Origin of the sequence: Aequorivita flava, assembly GCF_038742595.1 — a bacterium.
Taxonomy (GTDB): Bacteria; Bacteroidota; Bacteroidia; order Flavobacteriales; family Flavobacteriaceae; genus Aequorivita; species Aequorivita marisscotiae.
On the sequence record NZ_JBANCF010000001.1, the window covers coordinates 495,054 to 520,108 of the forward strand.

Genomic DNA, 25,055 nt, shown 5'->3' on the forward strand with positions numbered 1-25,055 from the left:
AAATACTATTTGTTTAATTCCTCTAACAACTGATCATAATCTTCAATTTTAACATGCAACGTGCCGTCTAAACTTATAATGGGTGTAGTAACCGAATCTATTTTTACTGTTGAATTGGCAAAGGCAGGAGCTAACTGCTCTTTTAATTCAGGTTTTTCAGAAAAACGATGCACCGTGTACAAATAATGACTTTTGTTGAGACTTGATACAAGCGTATCGCAACTGGTACAGCTTTCGGCAATATAAATAATTACTTTTTTCTTCGGTTCTATTTTTATAGGTTCAAAACTTCTGCGCATTGCTCGTCGCGACAAACTATCATTTACATCCAAGGTGTAGGTGTAATGCGCTATTTTACCTCTTTCCACAATTAAATTTGCGAGCAACACTTTTGATGCCGCTGGAATACGAACAGGTCTTGGCGCGCTTTTACTTTGTCTAAAATTGCTTCCTTCAACTGTGATTGTAACGTCAAGATCTCTTTCAGTTTTATTTAAACCATATAAAAAAAGGCGGCTTGGTTTTTCTTCTTCAACAATCTCAATTTGTTTGTTCTGTGAAAAGAATGATGGCATGCTCAAGAAATAAAGGAGCGTAAATAGTATTGCTTTATTCATACAAAAGGCTTTAAAATTTATTAAAGATATGATTTTCAGTATTGTTTCTTAATAGAAACTGGTATAAAATATACTATGTGCTTTAACAATACTTTGTAAAATTTAGAAAAGTGCTATAAGTATCTTTGAGAAAAAAGTAGATGGAGGAAAATAATTTACAGTCAATGACTGTTGGCGGTGGCTGTTTTTGGTGCACTGAAGCAGTTTTCGATCAAATAAAAGGCGTGGTAAAAGTGGTTTCGGGATATTCTGGGGGTACTGTTCCGGGAACACCCACCTATCGGGAGGTTTGCAGCGGACTTACAGGTCATGCCGAGGTAATTCAGGTTACTTTTAATGCCGCAATTGTATCTTTTGAAGATTTGCTAGTTATCTTTATGACGAGCCATGACCCCACAACGCTAAATAGACAGGGAGCCGATAGAGGCACACAATATCGTTCCGTGATTTTTTATCACAACGAAAGCCAAAAGGAAATCGCTCAAGCAGTTTTAAACGAAATGAGACCGTATTATAAAGATGAAATCGTTACGGAAGTGAGTGCATTAAAAACTTTTTATCCAGCCGAATTGGAGCATCAAGACTATTATAAAAATAATAAAACCCAAGGCTATTGCACAGCGGTAATTTCACCTAAACTTGCACGATTGCGGCAAATGCACGCAGATAAACTAAAATTGAATTAAAAGCGCTAAGTAGTGTTTATGCAATAAAAAAATCAAATTTTTTGAATAACTTGTGAGGTAAATGTAATTCGCATTTTATACTTTAACCCTTTTTGTGATTATAATTGCTTAAAAAACTGTACCTTCGCAGTCCTCGGATGAATAGTATTTAAAACCCAGCTAGGTAAAACCAATAAAATTACAAATTACATATAACTAATTAAAAAGTCATCTGCAGCTTGTGGATGGCTTTTTTTATTTTAAAAATTTAAACTCTAAAATGGCAAAATCGCAACAGACGTATAGTAAAAAAGAAAAAGAAAAAGCAAAGCAAAAAAAGCGCGAAGAAAAACAAAAAAAGAAAGAAGCTCGCAAAGCAGAGAAAACTCCGGGTATTGATTTTGTATATGTTGATTACAATGGAAACCTTGTAGATACTCCGCCAGATCCATCTATGAAAGTGGAAATTGAAGCTGAGGATATAGTTCTTGGTATTCCACCAAAAGAAGAGGGCGAGCGCGAGGCATTTGATCCGGTAAGAAAGGGTAAAGTATCATTCTACGACTCTTCCAAGGGCTTCGGATTTATTATCGATAACGAAAATAACGAAAAGTATTTTACGCATGTAAGTGGCATTATAGACGAAATTACCGAAAATGATAATGTGTCCTTCGAGCTGGAAAAAGGCCAGCGCGGAATGAATGCTGTCAAGGTTAAAAAAGTATAAGCTTTTTATTTAAAGTAAAAAAAAATCCCGCTGTTTGCGGGATTTTTCGTTTTCAATAATTACATTTTTAATTTGTAATGTTGTCTACTTCCTTTTTAGCAGAATTCTTAAGTTGGTCATACTTTTCAGAAATGGTATCCTGAACTTCTCCAGCTCTTTCCTTAATTCTACTTCCAGTTTCAGTGGCTTTATCTTTAAGTCTTTGTTTTTCTTCGGGCGTCATTGTTTTGTATTTCCAAAATGCAAATGCGCCAGCTGCTACTCCTAGCAAAGCTAATATTCCTTTTCCTTTATTGTTCATGTTGTTTATTTTTTTGTTTGTGTGAAGATACTGCTTTGAAGGGTTAGACAATAATTTTAAAATGACTTTAGTAAAAGTTTAATACTAATGCTGCCAATTGCAAAAAATATTCACAATTTTTTCAATTGAAGTTACGATCAATTAAAGTTTTTAAAGGGCTATCTGTTTTTTAATCAATTTGTTGTAACTTTAAAAGCACTTCTTTAGTTCTTCTAATATGAAAAGTATTTACATTAAAAATATTACTACTTTCTTATACTATTTGTACCATTATATTAGCACAACTACCACACTATTTACAGAAGTAATTATGAGGCAAAACTTTCCAAAGAACTATCGCAAAATTCGAGATGGTGGGTGTATTATAATTTTTTGGACTTTGGGAATCTTTTCATTTACGTCTATAATTTCAAACTATTTTCTAACGTATATACAAGTTAACCTGAACTAAATATTCTTAAGCAGATACCTAACCAAAAAATACAGCCAGATGAAAATATACGACGAAAAGCACATAAAAAACGTAGTATTTGTGGGTGCTCACAATAGCGGAAAAACCACCCTCGCAGAAACCATGCTTTTTGAAGCGGGACTGTTAAACAGACGCGGTACAGTTGAAACCAAAAATACCGTTTCGGACTACCACGACATTGAACACGAAAGAGGCAACTCTATTTACGCCACCCCGTTACACACCGAATGGCGCAATTTTAAAATCAATATAATAGACACTCCAGGTTTGGATGATTTTATTGGAGAAATAATTTCCTCCATCCGTGTTTCAGATACAATTGTGACTGTTCTGAATGCTCAATATGGTGTAGAAGTGGGCACGGAAATTATTTGGAATTACATTGATAAATACCATAAATCTACAATTTTTGTAATAAATCAAATAGACCACATTAATGCTGCCTTTGAGGAGAGTTTTAACAGTATAAAAAACTTAGTTGGCAATAATGCGGTGAAAATTCAATACCCCTTAGTTGTAGAGGGAGCACAATGTATTGTAGATGTTTTAAAAATGAAGATGTATAAATTTTCTGCGGAAGGAGGGAAGCCCGAAAAGCTCGAAATTCCAAAAGACCAAAAACTATTGGCTAAACAACTTAACAACGAACTAATAGAAAAAGCTGCAGAAAATGATGAAACATTAATGGAGCTTTTTTTTGAAAAAGGAACTTTGAACGAAGACGAAATGCGGATAGGGATCAAAGCGGGTATGCTAAATCAGGAACTTTTCCCCGTTTTTTGTGTTTCGGCTTTAAACGATATGGGAACGGGAAGGTTAATGGGATTTATAGATAATGTAGCCCCAGCGGCCGCCGATTTAAAGCCCGAGCAAAGCACGGAAGGAAAAGAGATAGTAGCCAATAAAGAAGGCCCTACCGCATTGTTCGTTTTTAAAACAGTGTATCAACCCAATTTAGGACAAATTACCTTCTTTAAAGTCATGCGTGGCGAAGTACGGTTAAATGACAAACTTACAAATTCGAGAAATGATGAAACCGAAGTGATAAACCAACTCTTTATAATGGATGGAAAGGAGCGGCAACCCGTGACCAAATTAACCGTTGGCGATCTTGGTGCAACGCTAAAGTTGAAATATACAGAAACAAACGATACACTTTCTTCGCAAAATGACACCATTGAAATTAAGCCTATTAAATTTCCGCAGCCGCGATTAAAAAAAGCTATTTCGGCAGTGAGTACAAAAGATGAAGAAAAACTCAGCGAAACGTTGAAGAAAATTCACAGTCAAGATCCCACCGTTGTAATTACATATTCCTCTGAAGCAAAGCAGCTATTTATTTCTTGTCAAGGTGATCTTCATTTGGCTACGATAGATTGGACATTAAAAAATATTTACGGCGTGGAAGCGCAGTTTAATAAACCCAAAATTGCTTTTCGCGAAACCATTCAACGATCCTCAACTTCAAATTACCGTCATAAAAAGCAATCTGGTGGTTCCGGACAATTTGCAGAGGTTCATTTAAAAGTTGAACCGTGGTTTGAGGGTATAGACGAACCACAAGGTTTTAATTTAAGAGGAAAAGAGGAAATAGATCTTCCGTGGGGCGGAAAGTTGGTTTTTTACAATTGTATTGTAGGCGGGGTAATAGATCAGCGATATTTGCCTTCAATTATGAAAGGTGTTCTGGAAGTGATGGAATCTGGTCCGTTGGTAAATTCTTACATTCGCGATGTGCGCGTACTCGTTTTTGACGGTAAGATGCACGCTGTAGATTCTAATGATATTTCGTTTAAAATTGCCGGGGCGCATGCTTTTAAAGAAGCGTTTTTAAACGCCAATCCAAAGTTATTGGAACCAGTGCTGGAACTTACGGTAAAAGTTCCGGAAGAAATGGTAGGTAATGTAATGACCGATTTGCAAGCGCGCCGGTCTATGATTCAAGGAATTGAAAGCAACAACAACTATCAAATTTTGAAGTGCTTAACTCCAGAAGCGGAATTATATGGATTTTCAACAGACTTGCGCTCTTTAACACAAGGAAGAGCTACTTTTAAATCTACCTTTGCATCATATCAGCCCGTTCCATCAAATGTTCAAAAGGAAATGGTTAATCGCTAAAAAAGCAGGGTGTAAATTAAATAAACAATTATGAGTAACGAACAACCCAACAATCCATTGCACGGTATAAAACTGGCCGACATAGTAACATTTTTAGTTGAATATTACGGCTGGGAAACGTTGGGCGAAAAGATTAAAATTAATTCATTTAACAGCAATCCATCCATAAAGTCTAGTTTAAAATTTCTTCGAAAAACACCTTGGGCGCGAGAAAAAGTAGAGCAACTTTACTTAAAGACAAAGTTGAAAAAGACGCCCTAATGGGCTTTCAAAATAAAATTCTTGAATATCCTTTTAAAACCTACAAAAGGGTGTATTTTTGCAATCCCGCAAAACTAAAATTCTATGACCGATATTCAAGACGCTGTTCAAGAAAAAAAGACTGATAAAGAACTGTATAGCTACCAAAAAGGAGCAATAGACCAGATTTTTGAGAAGTTTGAAACTGCGCCAGACGATTACCATTTGCTTTATCAACTTCCTACGGGTGGCGGAAAAACGGTTATTTTTTCTGAAATAGTGCGTCAGTATTTAAAGCATCACAACAAAAAAGTATTGGTTATGACCCACCGGGTTGAACTTTGCAAGCAAACTTCGGAAATGCTAACAAGCTTTGGGGTGGTTAACAAGGTGGTAAATAGCACGGCAAATCTTTCTGATCAGGCTAAGTACAGTTGTTTTGTGGCAATGGTAGAAACCTTGAACAATCGTTTAAACGACGATAAGTTGGATATTTCGGACATTGGATTGGTAATTATTGATGAAGCACATTACAATTCGTTTACCAAACTTTTCAAATTTTTTGAAAAATCCTTTATTTTAGGAGTTACCGCAACGCCTTTAAGCTCTAATAGAAGTCTTCCTATGAAAGACAATTATCAGGAATTGATCGTAGGCGAAAGTATAGAATCGTTAATTGAAAATGAGTTTTTGGCCGAAGTTGAAGTATTTCAATATAACATGGGGCTCACTTCATTAGAAATTGGATCCAATGGCGATTATACCGTTAAATCGTCAGACGATTTGTATTCGGGCGTGGGAATGTTGGACCAATTGTTACAAGCCTATTTAACGCACTCTAAAGGTAAAAAAACCTTGATTTTTAATAATGGTATCAATACTTCTATACAAGTGTATTACCACTTAAGAGCCGAAGGTTTGCCAGTAATGCATTTAGATAATACAGCTTCAAAAAAGGAACGTAAACAAATTTTGCGTTGGTTTAAAGAAACCCCGGACGCCATTTTAACATCAGTAAGTATTTTAACTACTGGATTTGATGAACCTACGATTGATACTATAATTTTAAACAGAGCAACCCGTTCGTTAACTTTATATTTTCAGATGATTGGTCGCGGTTCGCGAATTTTAAATAATAAGTCGAAGTTTTCTGTTATCGATTTAGGAAACAACTATCAGCGTTTTGGCCCTTGGGAAGCACCATTGGATTGGCAGGCTATTTTCCGTTCGCCAGATTATTATATGGATAGGTTAATGAGCGATGACGAACTGGAAAGTCATTTTAGATATGAAATGCCAGACGAACTCAGAGCCGAATTCGCAAAAAGTAAAGAAGTTTATTTCGATATTAAAAAAACATATACCGAAGCAACCTTTAAAGGCGAATCGTCTAAAGTAGTGCTAGAACGTTCTATTGCGCAGCACGCGCATATTTGTATAGAAAACAGCGAAGATGTTTATGATGCTTTGGGTCTTGCAAAAATGTTAAACGACGATATTGACCATCGTATCGAAAAATACTCACAGTGCATTAGTAAAAGCACCCATAATTTTATTAGCTGGCTTAAAGACGACTACCGACTAAAACTGCGTAGTTACATTCGCGAAAATTTTGACGCCGTTTTTGAAGAAATTAACGGATTTCCACCTGAAGACTAATAATTTTTTTCCTGAAAAATTCTTTTAAATTGAAAACAATAGGTAGGTATTAGGTCTATTTGTCTTCACAATATTACTTATCTTTAGTGTCGAAGCACAATTGCTTTGATTGATTGTTATTTTTACACCTCACTATTTACTTCGCATAAATAAAAGGCTCAATAGTTTTTAGCATCCGAATTTGTTCGAATTCGGTTTTGATTAATCGTTAATTAAAACAACTATTATGAGCGTATTTTCACTTGGCATCTGCGATATTGGTAAAATTCCTGCAAACCGTAAACAATTTCTAAAACCATATCATAAAGACGGACTTACTGCTCGGGCGGTTTCCTTTCGCGACGATGATAGAACCACTTGGCGCTCATTTAGAGAAGGACAAGCTAACGATGTGGCTGAGCTTCAAGAATTTTTATTTAAGGCAGGCTTTATGCCCAGAGGGGTTATTGATGGTATATTTGACTATGTAACTCAAGCGGCTGCGCGTTTGTTTCAGGAATATATTCGCACTATAGATCCAGACGGTGACCCAAGTATGGTACCCGATGGTATAGTTGGTACTATAACTATGAAACATGTGGAACGATGGAAGAGTCAAGGTATAGTAGCAGACTGGGATACTTCCAAAGCTCAAAATCCTTCAAAGGAATACGGTGATTGGATAAAACTTTTGAATAAATCAAAGGAGCATTATAAAGCTAATCCGGGCCCAATTATGAAAGCAGTAAATGCTTTCGGAAATACGCATTCAACAATTAAAGCTCCCGATTGGAATTTTACCACAGACGAAATTCACTTAATTGGAATTCGCCGTAAACAAGACAAATCTGAAGCAAATAGACGTGCAAACGACGATTTGTTCGTGCTATTATTAAATGGATTGGTTTTTAAGTTTTGGGGTTCAACAGACCCGAGTAAAAATATGGTAGGCACTAGGAGAAATGCTCCCTTTCTAGTGGAAGGTCAACATAAATACCGTTTTGGATGGCATAAAATTTCAGTAGAGAAAAAGATTTACCGAGCCTTAAAACCCTACGATCCAGCTGGGGTAATAATTCTTCGTGATTTAAACAGAGATCACGCATTAACACCGCACGACCTTACAGTAGCGGGAAGTAATAGCTTAGAGTTAAACAACAGTATAAATATTCATTGGTCTGGTATGGGGCAATCTAATTGGTCTGCAGGCTGCCAAGTAATTGTTGGTAAAAATTACATAAACAATAAAAATGAGTTGGTGGACTGTTCAAAATTTGCTTCAACAGCTTATAGCCAACTTAATAGCGCCTCTAAAAAAACGAAAGGGGCATATAACGTATTGGCAGATTTAATTGTTTGCTATTCAAAACCTGGGGTAGATTACGTTTTATATACTTTGGGTAGAGAAGAGTCATTAGATTTGGATGCCAATTTTGGATCCAATTACGCTATCAGCGCTTTAAGAAAGATGAATCCCAGTGCTATTTAAATTTATTTTAGTTTTCTAATTTTATAGTTATAAGCCATAAATGCGTTTATGTGTATAGCTTTAATTATAAAAAATGAAGGTTTCAATTTGCTTATAAAGATATAAAAGTGAATTATTCGTGCTCGAAACGCTACTTTTGCAGAAAATAGAATAAAACATGGAGTCATTTAACGAGCTTAATATTTCCAAACAACTGCAATATGCAATTGCCGATTTGGGCTTTGAGAAGCCAACACCTATACAGGCTGAGTCTTTTTCAGTTATTATGTCGGGTACAGATATGGTTGGGATTGCCCAAACTGGAACTGGGAAGACGTTTGCGTATATGCTCCCGATTCTGCAAGATTTAAAATTTTCAAAACAGTTACAGCCAAGGGTTTTAGTTTTAGTACCCACGCGCGAACTGGTGCTCCAGGTAGTAGAAGAAATTGAAAAGTTTGGCAAATATTCATCTGTTCGGGTTTTGGGAATTTATGGCGGTACCAATATCAATAAACAAAAACAAGCCGCCGCAGAAGGTGCCGATATTGTCGTGGCTACTCCAGGGCGTTTATACGATTTAATTATTAGCAGGGCCATACCCTTAAAAATGGTTAAGAAAGTAGTAATTGATGAAGTAGATGTAATGTTGGATTTGGGATTTCGTTTTCAGCTTACGAATATTTTGGAGCTTCTGCCAAACAAAAGGCAGAATATTATGTTTTCTGCAACCATGACCGATGATGTAAATGTTTTTATCCACGATTTTTTTATTTCACCAACAACCGTTTCCGTGGCGGTGAGTGGTACGCCTTTGGAGAATATTTCGCAGTATGCGTATAAGGTCAAAAACTTTTATACCAAAGCAAATTTGTTGAAGCATTTACTTTTAAATGATAGCGATTTCAAAAAAGTGCTCGTTTTTGTGCCGAATAAAAAGAGCGCCGATTTACTTTTCGATTTTTTAGATGAGTACTTTGGAAGTGAAGTTGCTGTAATCCATTCAAATAAAACTCAGAATTACAGAATTCGTTCTATTGAAAATTTCAATTCTGAAAAAACGCGAATTCTGGTAACTACCGATGTAATGGCACGTGGATTGGATTTAGACCAAATTAGCCATGTAATAAATTTTGATACGCCAAATTTTCCTGAAAATTATATGCACCGTATAGGCCGTACTGGTAGGTCAGAGCAGGAGGGAACGGCTATTTTGTTTTATACCGAAAAGGAAGAAGCAGCCAAAGTTGCCATTGAAAAATTAATGGATCTTAAAATTAAGGAGTTGGAATTTCCTAAAGAAGTTGAAATTTCTGAAAAACTTACATACGAAGAGCAGCCTCAAGTTGTAGAAATAAACAACCCCATTAATGTTGAAGAAGTTGGTCCGGCTTTTCATGAAAAAAAGGAGAAAAACAAGAAAGAAAACCAAGGTGGATCGTATAAGCGTACTATAAAACAAAAATATAAAAAACCAAAAACCCGTGGCGATAAAAACTACAACAAGCGTAAAAAGGGACGTTAACTTGGGGGTTAATATATAATTTCTACAAAAACCGCATTTCCTTGCAGGAAAACGCTTTTTACAAAATAGATACTGTCTTGCCGCACTAAATTGCCCGATTCGTTACGAACCGCGGGGTCGTTGTAAATTCTTCTATTTTGTAAGGTGCGCACAATGTCGTTTACACGCAGCATACTATCATCCTTAAACTCACCGCCATTCCTATAAATTAAATCGAATACCGGTTCGTAGATTTGTTCATTGTTTGCTTTACCGGCGTATAAAAAACCGGTTTTTCCAACTTCTTGTAATTTCACCATTGCAATCATATCGTACTCGCCAATCACTTTTTCGTTTTTAATATAGTTTAAATAGGAGCTTACACGGTTTTTAGATTGGGCTATTTTCCAAGCATTGTCATCAAGTAAAGTTGTTGATTCTGAATTTCTAAGCGAATCGATTTTTTTTTGCGCAATGGACACGTATTTCGCCAATTTGGAAAAGCCGGTAATTTTACCATCGGCGTCGCGAGTAGTGGCTGCGAAATTTAAATAATTCTCGTAACCTTTTACGGCATTCAACGTGGTAGCTTCCAACCAAAAAGCTCTTAAATCCTTTTTAAACTTTAAGGAGGCAATAGAGTCATGAGCAACCGTGGCATATTCCCCTTTTCCATACGAATCTATATAGGTTTCATAACTTCCAACCGTGTTTTCGGAAACCGCCAAATCCCAAGCTTTTTGATCTGTTATGGGACGGGTGAAATAATAGAATGTTCCAAGACTAAGCAATGTTATAACGGTGTAAAGAATACCTTTTTTAAAACGCTTAACTCTTCGTGCGTTTAGCTTTTTTTTGTTATAAACTTTTGCGCTGTTGGACAGATAATTAATGCTTTCATCAAAACGATCTTTGTATTTTTCATCAAAATTGGTGTTAAAACGTTCGGCCCAAATTTTTGAAGGTTCAAATGTTTTGAACCATTCTTGGGTAATTTCAAATTCTTTTCCGCTCAATAAATCTTTTCGGTTTTCGGAATAGGCCAGCTGGGCATCACAAAGACCTAAATATTGAACTGCGGCATTATTTTCCTCTTCAACCCAATGATTGAGAATTTTCCAGTGCCTAATTAAACTCTCGTGCGAAATATCTATCAACTTGTCGCCGGTATCGCCAATGTTGCCAACAACTAAAAAAGAACGATTTTCTTTAATGAAATTATTAATTACCGTTTTCAGTTTATCTTCGCTGGCACCGGTTAATTTCTTTAAATAGCTCAATTGGGCGGGTCGCCTAATTTTCCTGCCATTTTCGTCTATGGTCGTCAGGGCTTGAAACAACGATTTGGCCAGTGAAACTTCCTCTGGCTTTAATTCTTTTAAGGCCTCATCGGCATGAACGGAGAGGGCATTTTCAATGCCGCCAATTTGTTTGTAATCTTCCAGGTCGAGTTCGCCGCTTTTATCAACTCTTACTTCGTAATCCCACATTCGCATTAACGCGTGTTGCACCAAGGGAAGCTCGTCTTTTACCTTTCCTAGGTCGTTTATAAGGCGAGAGGTGAGGGCTGTATTAAACTTACCACCGTATAATTTGGCAGGACCTTCTATTACTTTTTTAAGCTCCAGTCTATTGAGTCTTGGCACTAAGTACTGGCTCTTGTTTAATGCCTCTGGCAATCCGAAAAACTGGGCACAGTCGCCAATAAAATCAGAACGCATAGTAAGTACTACATAAAAAGGAATGTGCTTTTGTTCTGATAATTTTAGAATAATATTTACAAAATCTATTGCCTCGGTTTTATGGGAAGCATCAGTTTGTTTCATAGAAAACCGAAAAAGCTCTTCAAATTGATCTACCAACAAAAAGAAATTTGCGTTTTTATTTATTCGAAGTGGTTGGATAGTATTTAAAAGTGCGGAAACACCTTCTTTTTTAATTCGTTTTACAAGTGCTTGTATTTCTGGGGCTTCAATATTATAATTAATTTGGCGCAAAATGGTTTCTGCCAAATTATACATGGGATTTTGGCCTGGTTTCATAACAGCTACTAACCATTGGCTACTGTTTTCAACTAAAAAACCACCTTTTAAAGCGGGTATTAATCCCGCTCTAATTAATGAAGATTTGCCACTTCCCGAACTGCCAACCACAGCAACAAATCTATTGGAATGTAGCCGTTGCAATAACTCTAAAGTTTGCTCGTCGCGACCAAAAAATAGCAGGTTTTCTTCTTCTGTAAAGGGCCGAAGCCCTACGTATGGATTAAAAGATTTGTCGCTCATAAATTATCAGCTTTTAAATCGTTTAAGAATGCTTCCAATACGGCATCATTTTCCGACATTTCCTGGCTGTGGTCAACCAATTTTACCATAGGATTTTGTGCTACCTTTATAGATCCCGTATCCTTTTCGGGCGGAGTAACATATATAAAAATATCTTGCCCATAACGGTCGTAATCCATCAGTTTTTTTAAGGTGTTTTTTACACGAATGTCTACCCAATCCTTATGTGTTTCATTGCCGTATAAGAAAATGAATTTTTTAGCTTCGTTTATATTTGCGTATAGCGACTTAATATTTTCCTGTGGATCGCCATCTTCGGGGTTAAAGATTAAATCTACGTTATATTTATTCAGTATTTTTTTAAGGTTAAAGGCTTGTTTAAAATCATCGGTATGCGTGTCTAGCAATACTTTTAACGGGGCTCCTTTTTCGTTACTTTGCGTTGCAGCTTTTTGCGCTTGAACCTCTTGCAATTGCTCGGCAAAATTATTTATTAACAGGGCCAATTCGCCTTCGTTGCCTCGAACATATTCATATTTTTTGGAGGTGTGCGTTGCATCTTCCAAACTTTGAAGAAATTGCTTGTATTCAGTGTTTTCTATTTTTTCAAAATCGGTATCTCTTGAAACCCAAATTAATTGGGGAATTTTTGATTCTAAAGCAATTTCGGTCTGTCTTTGAATATAACGTGCATCGGTTTCATTCGAAATTTTGCGTCCTGGAAAATTTCCTAATATATGAACCGCAAAATCTGAATTGGCGATGGCTTCTTTTGTAAGATCATCGTGGCTTTCAAGAGTAGTTGCAGAATCGTTGCCCGTAATAACATTGTATCCTTTTTCTTTTAAATCGGCAATAATGCCGTCTCTTCGATCTAAAAGAGAATCATTTACTTCAGACAGAAAAATAGTAAAGGGCTTATCTTCCTTGGCTTCCTGCGAACTGGGTTTGATGGCAGCAGTAGTTTCTTTCGATAGATCGTCAAAAATACGAACAAGGGCGTTTCGCAATTGTATCATTGCAGAGCCGAATTCGGGGCTGGTGTTTTTTAATGGATCGCCATATTCGTTATTATCGTGAAAGGGAAATCCGCTAGTTCCGCGAAGTTTGTCGTGCCATTCGGTATGGGGAATATTGGACATAAAGACGGGAATTATCCGCGAGCGATTGCCTACTGTAAGTCCAACTTTTTCTTTAGCTACCTTTTTGTAAAAATGTTCTAATTCTTTTATGCAGTACTCCGATTGTGGGTATAACCTGGAGTACAAGCAAATCATAATAGCCGATTTGTCTATTGCTTCTTCAATAGAATTGTCAAAAACCTCGCTGCGATCCAAGTTTCTGCTATCCCACCAAATTTTAATGTTTTTGGAGTGTTTGTTCAGTTTTGTATCAAGATATTTATAGAACTGATCTATCCAGCCTTCTTCTTCCAAAGTTTCCGATTCGTTATCGGCATGCACGTAGCTAATAAAAATATCGTAGTCGTATCCTGGAATTAATGCCATAGTTTACCAATTTTTAAAAATATTAATAAATAGGTAGGGGCGAAATATCCTGAGGAGTGTGATATTTGTACTAATTTACAAATTGTAAAGTGTAAAACGTCATTTTTTAATTAAAAAACGTCATTATTACCATTATAACTGTAGTTTGGCGATTTTCTATGATGTAAGAATTGCTGCTTTTGTGAAATTTCACGTAAGAATTTTTATACGAAAGCGAAATCGCCACAGCCTAAATTCATACCTTCATACCCTTAAAAAAACAAAGCTTCGCTAAATGAAAGTTGTAAAAAATACAAGTTTAATAATCCTCGCTTTTTTCTCCATTTACGTTATTTGGGGATCTACATATATGCTGAATAAAGTGGCGGTGGCAGAATTACCACCATTCTTTTTAGCTTCAATTCGGTTTACAAGTGCGGGGCTGCTTATTTTTATTATTTCAAAAGCAATGGGTAAAAGTCTTGCCATAACGCGTAAACAGTTTATAAATTCATTCATTGTGGGAGTGTTATTTCTTTCCTTTGGAAATGGTATAATTGTTTGGGCGCTTAAATATGTTGATAGTGGTTTTGCAGCTTTAGAAATTTCTGCTCAGCCGTTGGTGGTATTATTACTCATGCGTTTGTTGCAAGGTAAACCTATAAAAGTTATGTCGTTAGTGGGAGTAGCTTTAGGGATTGTCGGTATAATTTTACTAGTAGGTCAGCAGCAAATTATTGCTAAAGAAGGAACAGTTTTAGGAATGGTAATGATTTTTGCATGTATGCTTAGTTGGGCATATGGCAGTTTATTTGTGGGCAAAGCAGATTTGCCAAAAAACTTTTTTGTAAATACAGGTTATCAAATGTTTACTGCGGGTATTACACTTGCGTTGGCTAGTTTAGCTTTTGGGGAACAATGGACTGCTCCGAGCGAGTGGAGTGATTCTGTACAGTGGAGTATGGTGTTATTAATAATCTTTGGAAGTATAGTTGCATTTACTTCGTTTAATTATTTGCTTAAAACTGTTTCGCCAGATAAGGTTGCTACTTCTACTTATGTAAATCCGATAATAGCTTTGTTTTTAGGTTGGTATATTTTAGACGAAGTAATTACCACACAGTCTATAGTTGCCGCCGCTGTATTGTTAACGGGGGTTTATTTTATAACTACATCGCGAACTACTATTGCAATTCCTCGATTTTCGGGTAAGATAAAGCGTGAAAAGCTCGAAAAATAGGTTTTAGCAATGGGTCATATTATTTGTAGGAATAAGTTGTTGTTTTCCTACGTTTTAATACACTATCTATGCTTTATCCTAGGCTTTGCTATACAGCAGCTATGTATTTTATGACCTTTCAATTAACATTGCCTTAACCCGATTTGCAATTGCGTATAAATATCTTTACATAATTCAGGCAAATTGAGTAATGGTATTCTTTTTATTTTGCTTGATTCAATCATTTTAAAACAAACAAATAAATAATGGCTACAAGCACAAAAGCATACGGTGTACAAAGTGAAAAGGACAACTTAAAACCAATGAATATACACCGAAGAGATGTTGGTGATAACGATGTTAAATTAGATATTACCTATTGTGGTGTTTGCCATAGCGATATTCATACTGCCAGAAATGAGTGGGGTGGATCAAAATATCCTGTGGTTCCGGGACACGAAATTATCGGGCACGTTAGTGAGGTGGGTAAAAATGTAAAAAATATAAAGCAAGGAGACGTAGTAGGCGTAGGATGTATGGTAGATTCCTGCCAAGAATGTAACTCCTGCAAAAATAATTTGGAACAATTTTGCGAAAAAGGCGCAACCTTTACATACAACAGTAAGGACAAGTATTTAAGTGGACAACAAACTTATGGTGGTTATTCTAAAAGTGTGGTTGTTGATAAAGAATTTATTTTAAAAATCCCTACTAACTTAGACGAAGCAGGAGCCGCGCCGTTGTTATGTGCTGGCATTACTACTTGGTCGCCTTTACGCCATTGGAATGTAAAAAGTGGCGATAAGGTTGGAGTAATAGGTTTAGGCGGATTGGGCCACATGGGGGTTAAATTTGCACATGCTTTGGGCGCTCATGTAGTAATGATAACTACTTCACCTTCTAAAGCAGAGGATGCGAAAAAACTAGGTGCTCACGAGGTACTCATCAGCAAAGACGAAGCTGAAATGGCAAAGCATAAAAACAGTTTCGACTTTATTCTAAACACCATACCCGTAGGCCATAAAATGGATCCGTATATAAGTCTCTTAAAAATTGATGCAACTATGGTACTCGTAGGGGCCGTAGAGCCATTAGAGCCATTTCATGGTGGCGGTATAATAGGAGGTCGTAAACGTATTGCAGGCTCACTAATTGGCGGTATTCAAGAAACCCAAGAAATGCTGGACTTCTGTGGTAAAAATAATATTGTTTCAGACATAGAACTTATTGATATTGAAAATATAAACCAAGCGTATGATCGTGTTGTTAATGCAGATGTAAAATATAGGTTTGTAATTGATATGAGCTCATTATAATAGTATAATACTTATTACTTCATATAAAAAATGCGATCTACAAAAGATCGCATTTTTTATATGATCCTGAATTTGAATGTAATAGCTTTCCTTTAAAAACATACTCAAAAAGTAAATATAATTCAGGTGTTGGCAATTGATTAATTTTTCTATCTTTATTGTGCTAATACAATAAGATTTACAGCTGTTTTATGATAAAATAATACGAAATCTATTTAAAATAAGTCAAATTAACATCTCCTCACTTTTAATGTTAGATATTTCAACGTGGATAAAGTCGCTACTATTTTTAATTACTGTATTATTTGGATTAAGTGGCATTGGGCAGTCTAAACTAGACAGTCTTTCACAAGAAATTAATAGTGAAATCAATACTTCAAAAAAAGCTAAACTCTTATTAGAAAGAGCACTCCTTTACGATAAAAGTGAAAGCAATAAGGCTTTTAAAGATATAGAAGAAGCATTAGAATTTTATAGAAACACGGGCAATAAAGAAGGAGAAGTTGATAGCTATATTGCCTATGGAAATTTACATTTCTGGAATAGAAACCCACCGAAGGCCGCGCATTTTGACTCGTTAGCGACCGCTTTAGCCGAAAAAATTTCATACAAAAAAGGACGTGCAACCGCTGTGGGAAACTTGGCGCGTGAATTTATAACTACAGGAAATTTTAAAATAGCAGACAGCCTCCTAATAATTGCCATCAATATTGAAGAGAACCTTTCACCCTTAGATCGCGATCGTTTGGCAGAGCTTTATAATCGTACAAGCATATTAAAATCTAAACGTGGCGATAATCTTGAAAGTTTATTGGCCATAGAAAAGGCTGCAGATTTCGCAGAAGGAAGTACAGACAATATTCTACTTTCTAATGTGTATATAAATTACGCCAACACACTCTCCCGTTTAACCCGGTTTGATGAGGCTGTAAAAATGCATTTTAAAGTTATTCGTCTAAACGAAAAGTTGAATAACGAAAACGGCTTAATGAGAGCCTATAACAATTTAGGTATAGCTTTTAAAAATGCGGGAGAATATGAAAAGGCCCTCATGTATTACAACAAAAGTCTTGCCATTGGTAAAAGATTAAACGAATATAAATCTATGGGGTTAACCTTGGTTAATATGGCCACGGTATATAGCGCTTTAGAAGAATTCAGTGGTATTGACACCCTTTACATTCAAGGAATAAAATATTTTGAGGAAATTTCAGATTTAGGCGGTATTGCCTTTGCAAACCACAATTACGGCAATTCATTAGTTGTAAGAAAAAATTACATTAAGGCAGATACGTTTTTGCTCAAGGCGTATAAACTTCGAAAACAAATAGGAGCTGAACTGGCGGCGGCCTCATCGCAATCTATCTTGGGAAAATCGGCATTTGAACAAAATAAACTTAAAGAGGCCGAAACCCATTTATTGGCTGCAGAAACTGCTTTTTATGGTAAAAATCGTGAAGATAGAAACTTAAAGGAATTGTATGGACTATTAAAAGAGTTATATACCAAAAAGGGAAACTTTGAAAAAGCTTTGTATTATCAAACCAATGAATTGGATTTAGAGCGCACGCTTTTCACTGAAAACGAAAAAGTAAACACGCTTAAAACCGAAACCACATACCTGCTTGAAAAACGTGATATGGAAATGGCACTCCAAAACAAAAAGCAACAATTGGTACGAGACAGAATGATTTTTGGCGGAGGTAGTGTGGTGCTAATTTTACTTTTAATTTCTTTATCGTTGTGGCAGCGCAGAAAACAATTAAAGGAACGACACCAATCTCAAATTATAACTTTAGATCAGCAGCATCGCTTAACCTTAACGCGTTCCTTAAAAAATGCCGAACAAGAGGAACGAAAAAAAATAGCCCATAAATTACACGACGAAACAGGCGCAATGCTTTCTATTGCTTTGTTGAATTTAAAACAATTTAAAAATGATTTGGGTGTAATACAAAGTAAGGTTGAAGATAAACTTACAACCACCCAAAAACTACTGGGAGAAATAAGTGAAAACGTTCGTAGCATTAGCCATACCCTTATGCCTGTCGCCCTCGAAAAATATGGACTAAAACCTGCAATTCACGATTTGGTAAGCGCCGTAAACACTTCAGAAAAACTTAAGGTAGAAGAAATTTTTGAAGGACTTGAAAATACAAACGATTGGAGTGAAGAGTTCTGTTTAACCGTTTATAGAATTGTACAGGAAGTGATGAACAATATCATAAAGCACGCACAAGCAAGCCATGTATTGTTACAAATAGTAGAATTGGAAGATTCCGTAACAATTTATATTGAAGACAACGGGACCGGGATAAAGCAAGACATAGAGCAGGAGGGAACCGGTTTAAGAATGCTGAAAAGTAATGTGGCCTACCTTAACGGAACTTTAGAAATTAACGGCAATCAAAACAGTGGAACCTTTATTTTGGCAGAGCTTCCTATAGAAAAAAAAGAAATTACAAATTAATCTGTATTAACAATAAGTAAATTAATTTTCACCAAAAACCTATATTTTGACGCAAAACGGCACCGAATCTAAAATACGCGTAATAATTGCAGACGATCATCCGCTAATTATTAAGGGAATTACAGAATTGCTGGAAAAGAACCATCGTTTCGTTATTACAAAAACATTTACAAATGGGAATGCTCTATTGCAATCTACGGCTGTGCCAGATGCCGACGTATTATTATTAGATCTTAATATGCCTGGAAAGGATGGGCTTCAAGTCTTGGAGGAAATTAAATCGATGAAGCTCAAAGCAAAAATACTTGTACTTACATCTTATTTTTCAAAGGAACTTGCAGAACAGTGCCAAGCTGCGGGCGCCAATGGCTATATTTTAAAGTCGGACAATCTGGATAGGCTCGCTGACAATATTTTGGAAGTAATGGAAGGTAAAGGCGTGTTTCCAGATTTTTCAATGAAGACCGAAGAAGACCCAAATGAATTCACTTATATGGATGAATTTTTAAAGAAATACAATCTCACCAAGCGCGAGACCGAAGTAATACAGATGGTCTGTAAAGGATATAACTCTAAAGAAATAGCCGACCAACTTTATCTTTCAAGTTTTACCGTACAAACGCACAGACGCAATATTTTTAGAAAGTTAAATATTGAAGGTAATACCATTGCCCTGTACAAATTTGCTTCTGCTCACGGGCTTCTTTAATTTTTAGTTTAAATATAGAAATCCGGTTTGTTTGTGTCTATTGCCTAATGCAGGATCGCCATATTCGTAATTTAATATGTAAAAGTATGTTCCTGTGGGTAAACGATCTTTAGATTTTATGGTAACCCTACCCGTTGAAGTGCCGTCAAACACATCGCCGTCGGGACCGTAATTATCTGTTTCAAATACTTTTACCCCCCAACGGTTAAATATTAACACGTGCATATCGCGTGCGCAATTGTCGGTTGCTTCAATTCGGAAATAATCATTCATACCATCGTCATTCGGACTCACGGCATTATAGATGGCTAGGCTACTACAGCCTAAAACTTCACCTTCAACCAACCTGCCAAAGGTAAAAACCCCATAGCCTGTAGCCGCAGCCGTAACAGTTTGATTACCCATATTTATGACGCCACCTTCATTTACCCACATATTGGTAGGTTCGTCCCAACGTACTATTGTTAAGGTTTCTCGTTCGGCGGCCGAAATCATTGTTGCTGGCGTTGTTACGTCGCGCCACGATAAAGTTATTAAGAGATCTTCGCTAGCGGAAGATTCTTTTTCTATAGTCCAATATTCTTGGTTGTCTATTTCTAAAATTATTCCAGCTTTTAAATCATGTGGATATTGATCATTTGAATTTTCAAAATAAAATTTACCATCAAAAACTGCGGAATTACTTGCGGGAGCAGAAATTCCACCGAAACGATAATATCCTCCATCACCAATGGGGTAGGTAAACTCAGTGTTTCCAAATTTATTAACCAAACCATCTACGTGACTGTAGTCTGAGGTATTTATGTGGTTCGCATTGGTGTTAAAAGTAATGGCTCCTCCAAAATTATCATTATCTACAATTCCTTCAAAAAAATCGGCCTCACCAGAAATGTGAATACTTCCCGATAGTAGAAATGGCACGGAATTGCTAGTATTATTAAACAATGTGTTAAAAAGATAACTTACTTTTGAGCCGCTAATCATTTGGTCTGACCTTCCTATAAATCGTGTAATACCCGTATTCTGGTAAAAATCTATAACGCCTTCATTATTAAAGTGACTATAAATAAATGTATTTCCGTCATTATAGAACGAACCTGTATTTAGGTTGTTAAATCGTTCAACTGTTGAAAACTTGGTGTCTTCACTTACGTAGAGCATGCCTTCGTTAGAAGTTTGGGCCTTTATACACAAGGTAAAAGACATAAAAAGAGCGATGGAAAATAGAAACTTCTTCATATTAATTATCTTTTACTTTTTGATAAATATGCGGATTCGATATCAATAAATTACGCTTTCCTACCGTAACTGTAACTGTAGCAGTTTTACAATTTGTAGGGAATGCGGTCTGGCAAATAGTATAATCTATAGTATAAATTCCGGGCAATGTTCCCACCGCCACAATAACATCTCCCGTTGCTGAATCTATGGTTAGAGGTCCTGTGGGAATAGATGAAATATTTACGGTTGAAGGGTTAATTGGTGACGTTCCATTTAGTACGTCATTATCCAATATTCCACTAAAGGTGATACCATTAAGACCTTGTAGATAAGTAGCAGTATAACTGTCGTTTACGGCTATTAGTGGATTTTTATACCCATCTTTTCCTGCGTTCACACTTCCACCTCCTATTACGGTAACGTTTGTAGGTTCCGTTCCTTCAGACAATATAAAACCTGCGGGCACAGTTGAAGTGTTAACAACAATATTTACCGAGCCTGCGGGAACATTCGTGATAGTGTATGTTCCATTAGCAGCGGTTGTTGCACTTGGTTCACCTGCATCGAGGGTGCCATTGTTATTTAAATCGGCAAAAACAGTCACTGGCGAAGTAAATCCGGTTTCCGATCCATTTTGAGTACCGTCACCGTTTTCATCATTATATACAGTTCCGGTTACAACCCCAACCGTTGAATATCCGTCTTTTCCTGCACTTACAGTTCCGCTTGGTGTTACAGTAACATTTGTTGGTTCGGTTCCTTCTGTTAAGGTAGCGCCTGAGGGCAGGGTAGAAGTAGCTACTACAATATCTATATTTCCGGCTGGAACATTAGTAATGGTATACGTTCCATTAGCGGCAGTTGTAGCCGAAGGTTCACCTGCATCTAAAGTTCCATTGCTGTTAAGATCTGCAAATACAGTTACTGGCGATGTAAAGCCAGTTTCGGAACCGTTCTGAGTTCCGTCGCCGTTGATATCATGATATACTAATCCGGTTACTGTTCCATTACAAGCGTTAATTCTTCTATTTTTGGCACTAATGTCTGCTTGTCCTCCGTTTACTAAAAGAGGAACTCCGTTTACATCTACGTTCCCAGTAATACTTCCATTTGCATTTAGTTGATTAACTATAATACCGCCATCGCCTTCTAATGAATCATAACACCCATCAGCATCACTATCTAAATCTAGATGATTTGGGGTGCCATCTTCATCTGTATCAAGATTTGCATAAAGGTTTGGTTTATTAACCCAAAATGTTTTCGGCAGGCATGGAGACATAGATATTGAATGGTTAGCACTACTGGATGCTGTGGATCCGAACCTAAAACTTACTGTATTAGTTAGTGAATAAACAGCCGATACTTGAAATTTAGGATCTGTGGTAATTCCATTCGCTGTAAGTCCGTTACTTACATATCCTTGGGAAAATCCATTTAGAATTGCAGGCCCGTAGAATGGTTGGTTATTAGAGGGTGAGTCAATAATTACGCCCGTAGAATGTCCATCTTTAAACGAAACAAATTCGTTTCCATCGTTGTCCATTGCCGTTACTACATAACTATTTAATTCGGCAGGAACATTTGATCCTCCTTTTACAAAATCAATTTTAAATTCAGTGTAACTTTCGGGAGACGCGTGATTTATAAGCGGTTGAAAAGCATCGTCGTCTCCATCCGTAGATCCCGGAACATCTAGCGCAACAATTTTTGTATCTGTAGAAGATACAATTGTTACAAGAGCATGTATGCCGCCCGGACTAACATTATTGTACTTAAAAACATCACCGACTTGAGGATTATTTACATTGGCGCCTGACGAAAAGGGAAGTGGGCCTTGACTGGTGCCAAACTTAGGATTTACAACAGTTGTGCAATTTAGCAGTTCTTGTTCATCAGTGTCTAAAATACCATCGTTATCGTCATCTAAATCGTCTTCGTCATGATAGCCATCACCATCAGTATCTGGTATAACTCGTATAATTACCCTTGCAGTGTCACAAGTTGAAGTATTAGGACTCGGCAAACACAATCTATACTCAAAACTATCAACACCTGTAAAACCATTATTGGGAATGTAGGTAAAGGTTCCATTAGCGTTAAAATTCAAAGTGCCATGATTTGGTCCTGAACCATTAATCAGACTGTACGTAGAACCAGTTGGAGTAGGATCGTTAATTGCAACATTTCCGCTATACGGACTGTTCCATTTAGTTTTATAGTTGTCATTTTTTGCGTACGACTGTAATATGAAAAATTTTCCATCACCGTGATCTACAGTAGCAGCGGTTATTTGCACTCTTTTTATTAGCGAACCCTCTTCAGCTATATCGTTTAAATGAAACAAGGCAATACCAATAGTATTATTTCCTTCTAAAACACGGTCAGATAACCAATAATCTGATCCAGTATTTGGTGGATTCATTGCGCCCGGTGTTCCAATATTTCCGGACGAACCTGTACCTCCAAACCCCCATTGTGTTGCATCTTGATTAACAAAAGTTTGCCCCAAAGATCTGTCGGAACCTCCATTCGCTGGAGTGCCAAATACCTCTATATGAAAACAGTTATTAGCATTTCTTTCAGTTATGGCAACTATTCCACCACTATTAGATGGTATTGCTGGATTGTAAAATAAGGTTTGTTGTTGTGCGGTCGTATTATTGGCCAATTCAGTAAAATTGTCGCATAAATTAGCACCATTTGGATTGGATTCAAAGTAGTGGTTTAAGTTTTTATCTCGAAATGCCGCAAGTGCAGACGATCCCCAATTCGGACTTGTACTATTGTTTACAACTACGGTTCCATTTCGTCTAATATTATTAGAACTCGGACTGGGTCCTTGTCTTGTTAATTGATAACTTGTAGGTACCACAAAAAGTTTATAAACATTTCCGTTTACCGTTATACTTCTAATTGTAGCTGGGTCTGAACCTACTGTTTGGGTATCACTCCATTGAAATCTGACGCCTGACTGAATACTTGGTGCATTGCTTTGGGCAGAAACAGATAGAGCAGAAAATACAATAAACACTAAAGTTATGTATAGCGATTTTATATAAGAGAATCTTTTAATGATTTTCATTTTCTTGTGTAGGTTAATATTTCATACTGTTTAACTATACAAATCCGTGTATGTAATAGTTCAAATTTAAATTTCTAAATACTTATTCTATAAAAATCATATTTAGGATGGGACAGTTTTATTTGCATTTCAGCCAATTAAATAATTATTAAATTTTTTAAAGGAGTTAATTTGTAATGCCAGCTCTTTGCAAACTAGCATTACAAATAATACTATTACTTAACTACAAATACAATAGTCATAAATGAAGCCGCGGTAGCATTATTTATGATATTATATGTTAATACTCCATTTGCATTGATTGATACATTAGAAAATACGTTTGTATCATAGTATGTGATGTAGTAATACAAATCTGTTGGACCTGGTACATTTGGTATTTCACTAGGTGCAGCGGTACTGCGGACTAGAGTAGGGTTGCTTGTTCCTGAAAATTGCCCTAAATATTCTGTGTGTAAATTTTTGGTGAAAGTTCCATTTACAGAAGTATCAAAAATAATTGGAGGCATATAGAAGAACTTCGGCATTGCCGCATTTACTTGTCTTAATGTACCATCAGATTCCGCAACTACTAATTTATCTGAGGTAGTACCAGGTTGTAAACCAGCTAAAGCTAATGTGTTTGTGGCATCGGTAATAACGGTAGTTGGTTTAATAAGGTTACCACCTAATTGTACAGCATCTGCCGTTGAATCTACATTTAAACCGTTATTAGCATTAACGTCAAGTGCATTGGTAGTACTGTTTTTAACTAACCCCACACCAGCAACATCATTGTTTAACTTAACCGCAGTAACGTTTGTATTAGCAAGATCGTCAGTTTTAACTTCACCATCAATTATCTTAGCTGAATTTACCGCGTTGTCTGCAAGTTTTATGGTTGAAATCCCACCATCGGCAACTTTTATATTTGAATCTACCAGGGTAGCACCCGTTCCATCTGTTACAGTTATAGAAGCATCTGCAGCTGTTAGGTCTTTTGCGTCAATAACACTGTTAACTAAATTTCCTAAATCTATTGTTTGTGTTACGCCCAAAGAGTTCACATAAACCAAATTTTGGGTAGTAGTATTGTACGATAAATCAGTTGCGTTTAATGTTAACGTAGTTGCATTGCCGGCAGCATCTGTGTATGTTATTACGTTGGTTACAGCATTGTACGCAACAGTGCCTTCGTTCAAGTTAAGATTATACGGAATACCTGTTTCATCGGTATAGGTAAGTGTGTTAGTAGAATCATTATAGGCAAGTACTGTTAACGACTCAAGATTCTTAACAATATCTGTTAGATCTAATTGAGTAGTTGCTCCATCTTCATCTATATAATCAATATGCGTATTGTCGGTATTTAAAGCAATTGAAGTAAGCGTTTCAAGATTTGAAATATCAATGGTGGTCGTAACATTGTCCTCATCGGTGTAGGTAAATGTGCCATTTCCATTATCTACGATCGTGGTCAATGTTTCAAAATTATCGATCACCGTTTCAAGGTCGATGCTGGTCAGGATTC

Annotated in this window: 18 protein-coding genes; 11 read left to right on the plus strand and 7 right to left on the minus strand. The window is 36.5% G+C overall.

Going from position 1 to position 25,055, the window contains the following annotated elements; all coding sequences use genetic code 11:
• Positions 1 to 5: 5 nt before the first annotated feature.
• A complete protein-coding gene (locus VZD24_RS02365) occupies positions 6 to 617 on the minus strand; it encodes a hypothetical protein (RefSeq protein WP_342686436.1) in 612 nt (203 codons plus the stop codon).
• Positions 618 to 757: 140 nt separating this feature from the next.
• Here VZD24_RS02365 and msrA point away from each other — a divergent pair, with 140 nt between their 5' ends.
• Together msrA and VZD24_RS02375 are read left to right on the plus strand one after the other, a co-directional pair.
• Positions 758 to 1,303: a peptide-methionine (S)-S-oxide reductase MsrA gene (gene msrA / locus VZD24_RS02370; protein ID WP_342686435.1), complete on the plus strand. Its 546-nt coding sequence runs from the start codon at positions 758 to 760 to the stop codon at positions 1,301 to 1,303.
• 259 nt (positions 1,304 to 1,562) lie between these two features.
• Positions 1,563 to 2,009, plus strand: a complete 447-nt coding sequence (locus tag VZD24_RS02375) for a cold-shock protein (RefSeq protein WP_279447885.1) — start codon at positions 1,563 to 1,565, stop codon at positions 2,007 to 2,009.
• Positions 2,010 to 2,076: 67 nt separating this feature from the next.
• Here the strand turns inward: VZD24_RS02375 and VZD24_RS02380 are convergent, their stop codons facing one another.
• Positions 2,077 to 2,310, minus strand: coding sequence for a YtxH domain-containing protein (locus tag VZD24_RS02380; protein WP_279447886.1), 234 nt, complete (start codon positions 2,308 to 2,310; stop codon positions 2,077 to 2,079).
• 490 nt (positions 2,311 to 2,800) lie between these two features.
• Here VZD24_RS02380 and VZD24_RS02385 point away from each other — a divergent pair, with 490 nt between their 5' ends.
• The 5 genes from VZD24_RS02385 to VZD24_RS02405 all read left to right on the plus strand — a co-directional run bounded on the left by VZD24_RS02385 (position 2,801) and on the right by VZD24_RS02405 (position 9,774).
• On the plus strand, positions 2,801 to 4,903 hold the full coding sequence (locus VZD24_RS02385) for an elongation factor G (protein WP_279447887.1): 2,103 nt from the start codon (positions 2,801 to 2,803) through the stop codon (positions 4,901 to 4,903).
• Between the two features lie 30 nt (positions 4,904 to 4,933).
• Positions 4,934 to 5,164, plus strand: coding sequence for a VF530 family protein (locus VZD24_RS02390; RefSeq protein WP_342686434.1), 231 nt, complete (start codon positions 4,934 to 4,936; stop codon positions 5,162 to 5,164).
• A gap of 84 nt (positions 5,165 to 5,248) precedes the next feature.
• On the plus strand, positions 5,249 to 6,802 hold the full coding sequence (locus VZD24_RS02395) for a DEAD/DEAH box helicase (protein WP_279447888.1): 1,554 nt from the start codon (positions 5,249 to 5,251) through the stop codon (positions 6,800 to 6,802).
• Positions 6,803 to 7,028: 226 nt separating this feature from the next.
• Entirely contained in the window at positions 7,029 to 8,270 is a 1,242-nt protein-coding gene (locus VZD24_RS02400; protein ID WP_342686433.1) for a peptidoglycan-binding domain-containing protein, read from the plus strand.
• 157 nt (positions 8,271 to 8,427) lie between these two features.
• Positions 8,428 to 9,774, plus strand: a complete 1,347-nt coding sequence (locus tag VZD24_RS02405; protein ID WP_279447890.1) for a DEAD/DEAH box helicase — start codon at positions 8,428 to 8,430, stop codon at positions 9,772 to 9,774.
• Between the two features lie 8 nt (positions 9,775 to 9,782).
• On the opposite strand, the gene VZD24_RS02410 is transcribed toward VZD24_RS02405, so the two are convergent.
• Together VZD24_RS02410 and VZD24_RS02415 are read right to left on the minus strand one after the other, a co-directional pair.
• Positions 9,783 to 12,038: an nSTAND1 domain-containing NTPase gene (locus tag VZD24_RS02410; protein WP_342686432.1), complete on the minus strand. Its 2,256-nt coding sequence runs from the start codon at positions 12,036 to 12,038 to the stop codon at positions 9,783 to 9,785.
• Positions 12,035 to 13,546: a toll/interleukin-1 receptor domain-containing protein gene (locus tag VZD24_RS02415; protein ID WP_342686431.1), complete on the minus strand. Its 1,512-nt coding sequence runs from the start codon at positions 13,544 to 13,546 to the stop codon at positions 12,035 to 12,037. Before VZD24_RS02415 ends, VZD24_RS02410 begins: the two co-directional genes overlap by 4 nt.
• 274 nt (positions 13,547 to 13,820) lie before the next feature.
• On the opposite strand from VZD24_RS02415, the gene VZD24_RS02420 reads away from it, so the two are divergent.
• The 4 genes from VZD24_RS02420 (at position 13,821) to VZD24_RS02435 (ending at position 19,239) form a co-directional block, all read left to right on the plus strand.
• On the plus strand, positions 13,821 to 14,765 hold the full coding sequence (locus tag VZD24_RS02420; protein ID WP_279447893.1) for an EamA family transporter: 945 nt from the start codon (positions 13,821 to 13,823) through the stop codon (positions 14,763 to 14,765).
• 245 nt (positions 14,766 to 15,010) lie between these two features.
• Positions 15,011 to 16,060, plus strand: a complete 1,050-nt coding sequence (locus tag VZD24_RS02425) for an NAD(P)-dependent alcohol dehydrogenase (RefSeq protein ID WP_279447894.1) — start codon at positions 15,011 to 15,013, stop codon at positions 16,058 to 16,060.
• Between the two features lie 250 nt (positions 16,061 to 16,310).
• Complete coding sequence (locus VZD24_RS02430; RefSeq protein WP_279447895.1) at positions 16,311 to 18,530, plus strand: ATP-binding protein; 2,220 nt, start codon at positions 16,311 to 16,313, stop codon at positions 18,528 to 18,530.
• Positions 18,531 to 18,576: 46 nt separating this feature from the next.
• Complete coding sequence (locus VZD24_RS02435; RefSeq protein ID WP_342686430.1) at positions 18,577 to 19,239, plus strand: response regulator; 663 nt, start codon at positions 18,577 to 18,579, stop codon at positions 19,237 to 19,239.
• Between the two features lie 3 nt (positions 19,240 to 19,242).
• Here the strand turns inward: VZD24_RS02435 and VZD24_RS02440 are convergent, their stop codons facing one another.
• The 3 genes from VZD24_RS02440 to VZD24_RS02450 all read right to left on the minus strand — a co-directional run.
• Positions 19,243 to 20,478: a T9SS type B sorting domain-containing protein gene (locus VZD24_RS02440; RefSeq protein ID WP_342686429.1), complete on the minus strand. Its 1,236-nt coding sequence runs from the start codon at positions 20,476 to 20,478 to the stop codon at positions 19,243 to 19,245.
• A 1-nt stretch (position 20,479) separates the two neighbouring features.
• A complete protein-coding gene (locus VZD24_RS02445) occupies positions 20,480 to 23,545 on the minus strand; it encodes an Ig-like domain-containing protein (protein WP_342686428.1) in 3,066 nt (1,021 codons plus the stop codon).
• Positions 23,546 to 23,760: 215 nt separating this feature from the next.
• The coding region (locus VZD24_RS02450; protein WP_342688757.1) for a hypothetical protein at positions 23,761 to 25,055 on the minus strand (1,295 nt) is incomplete at its 5' end.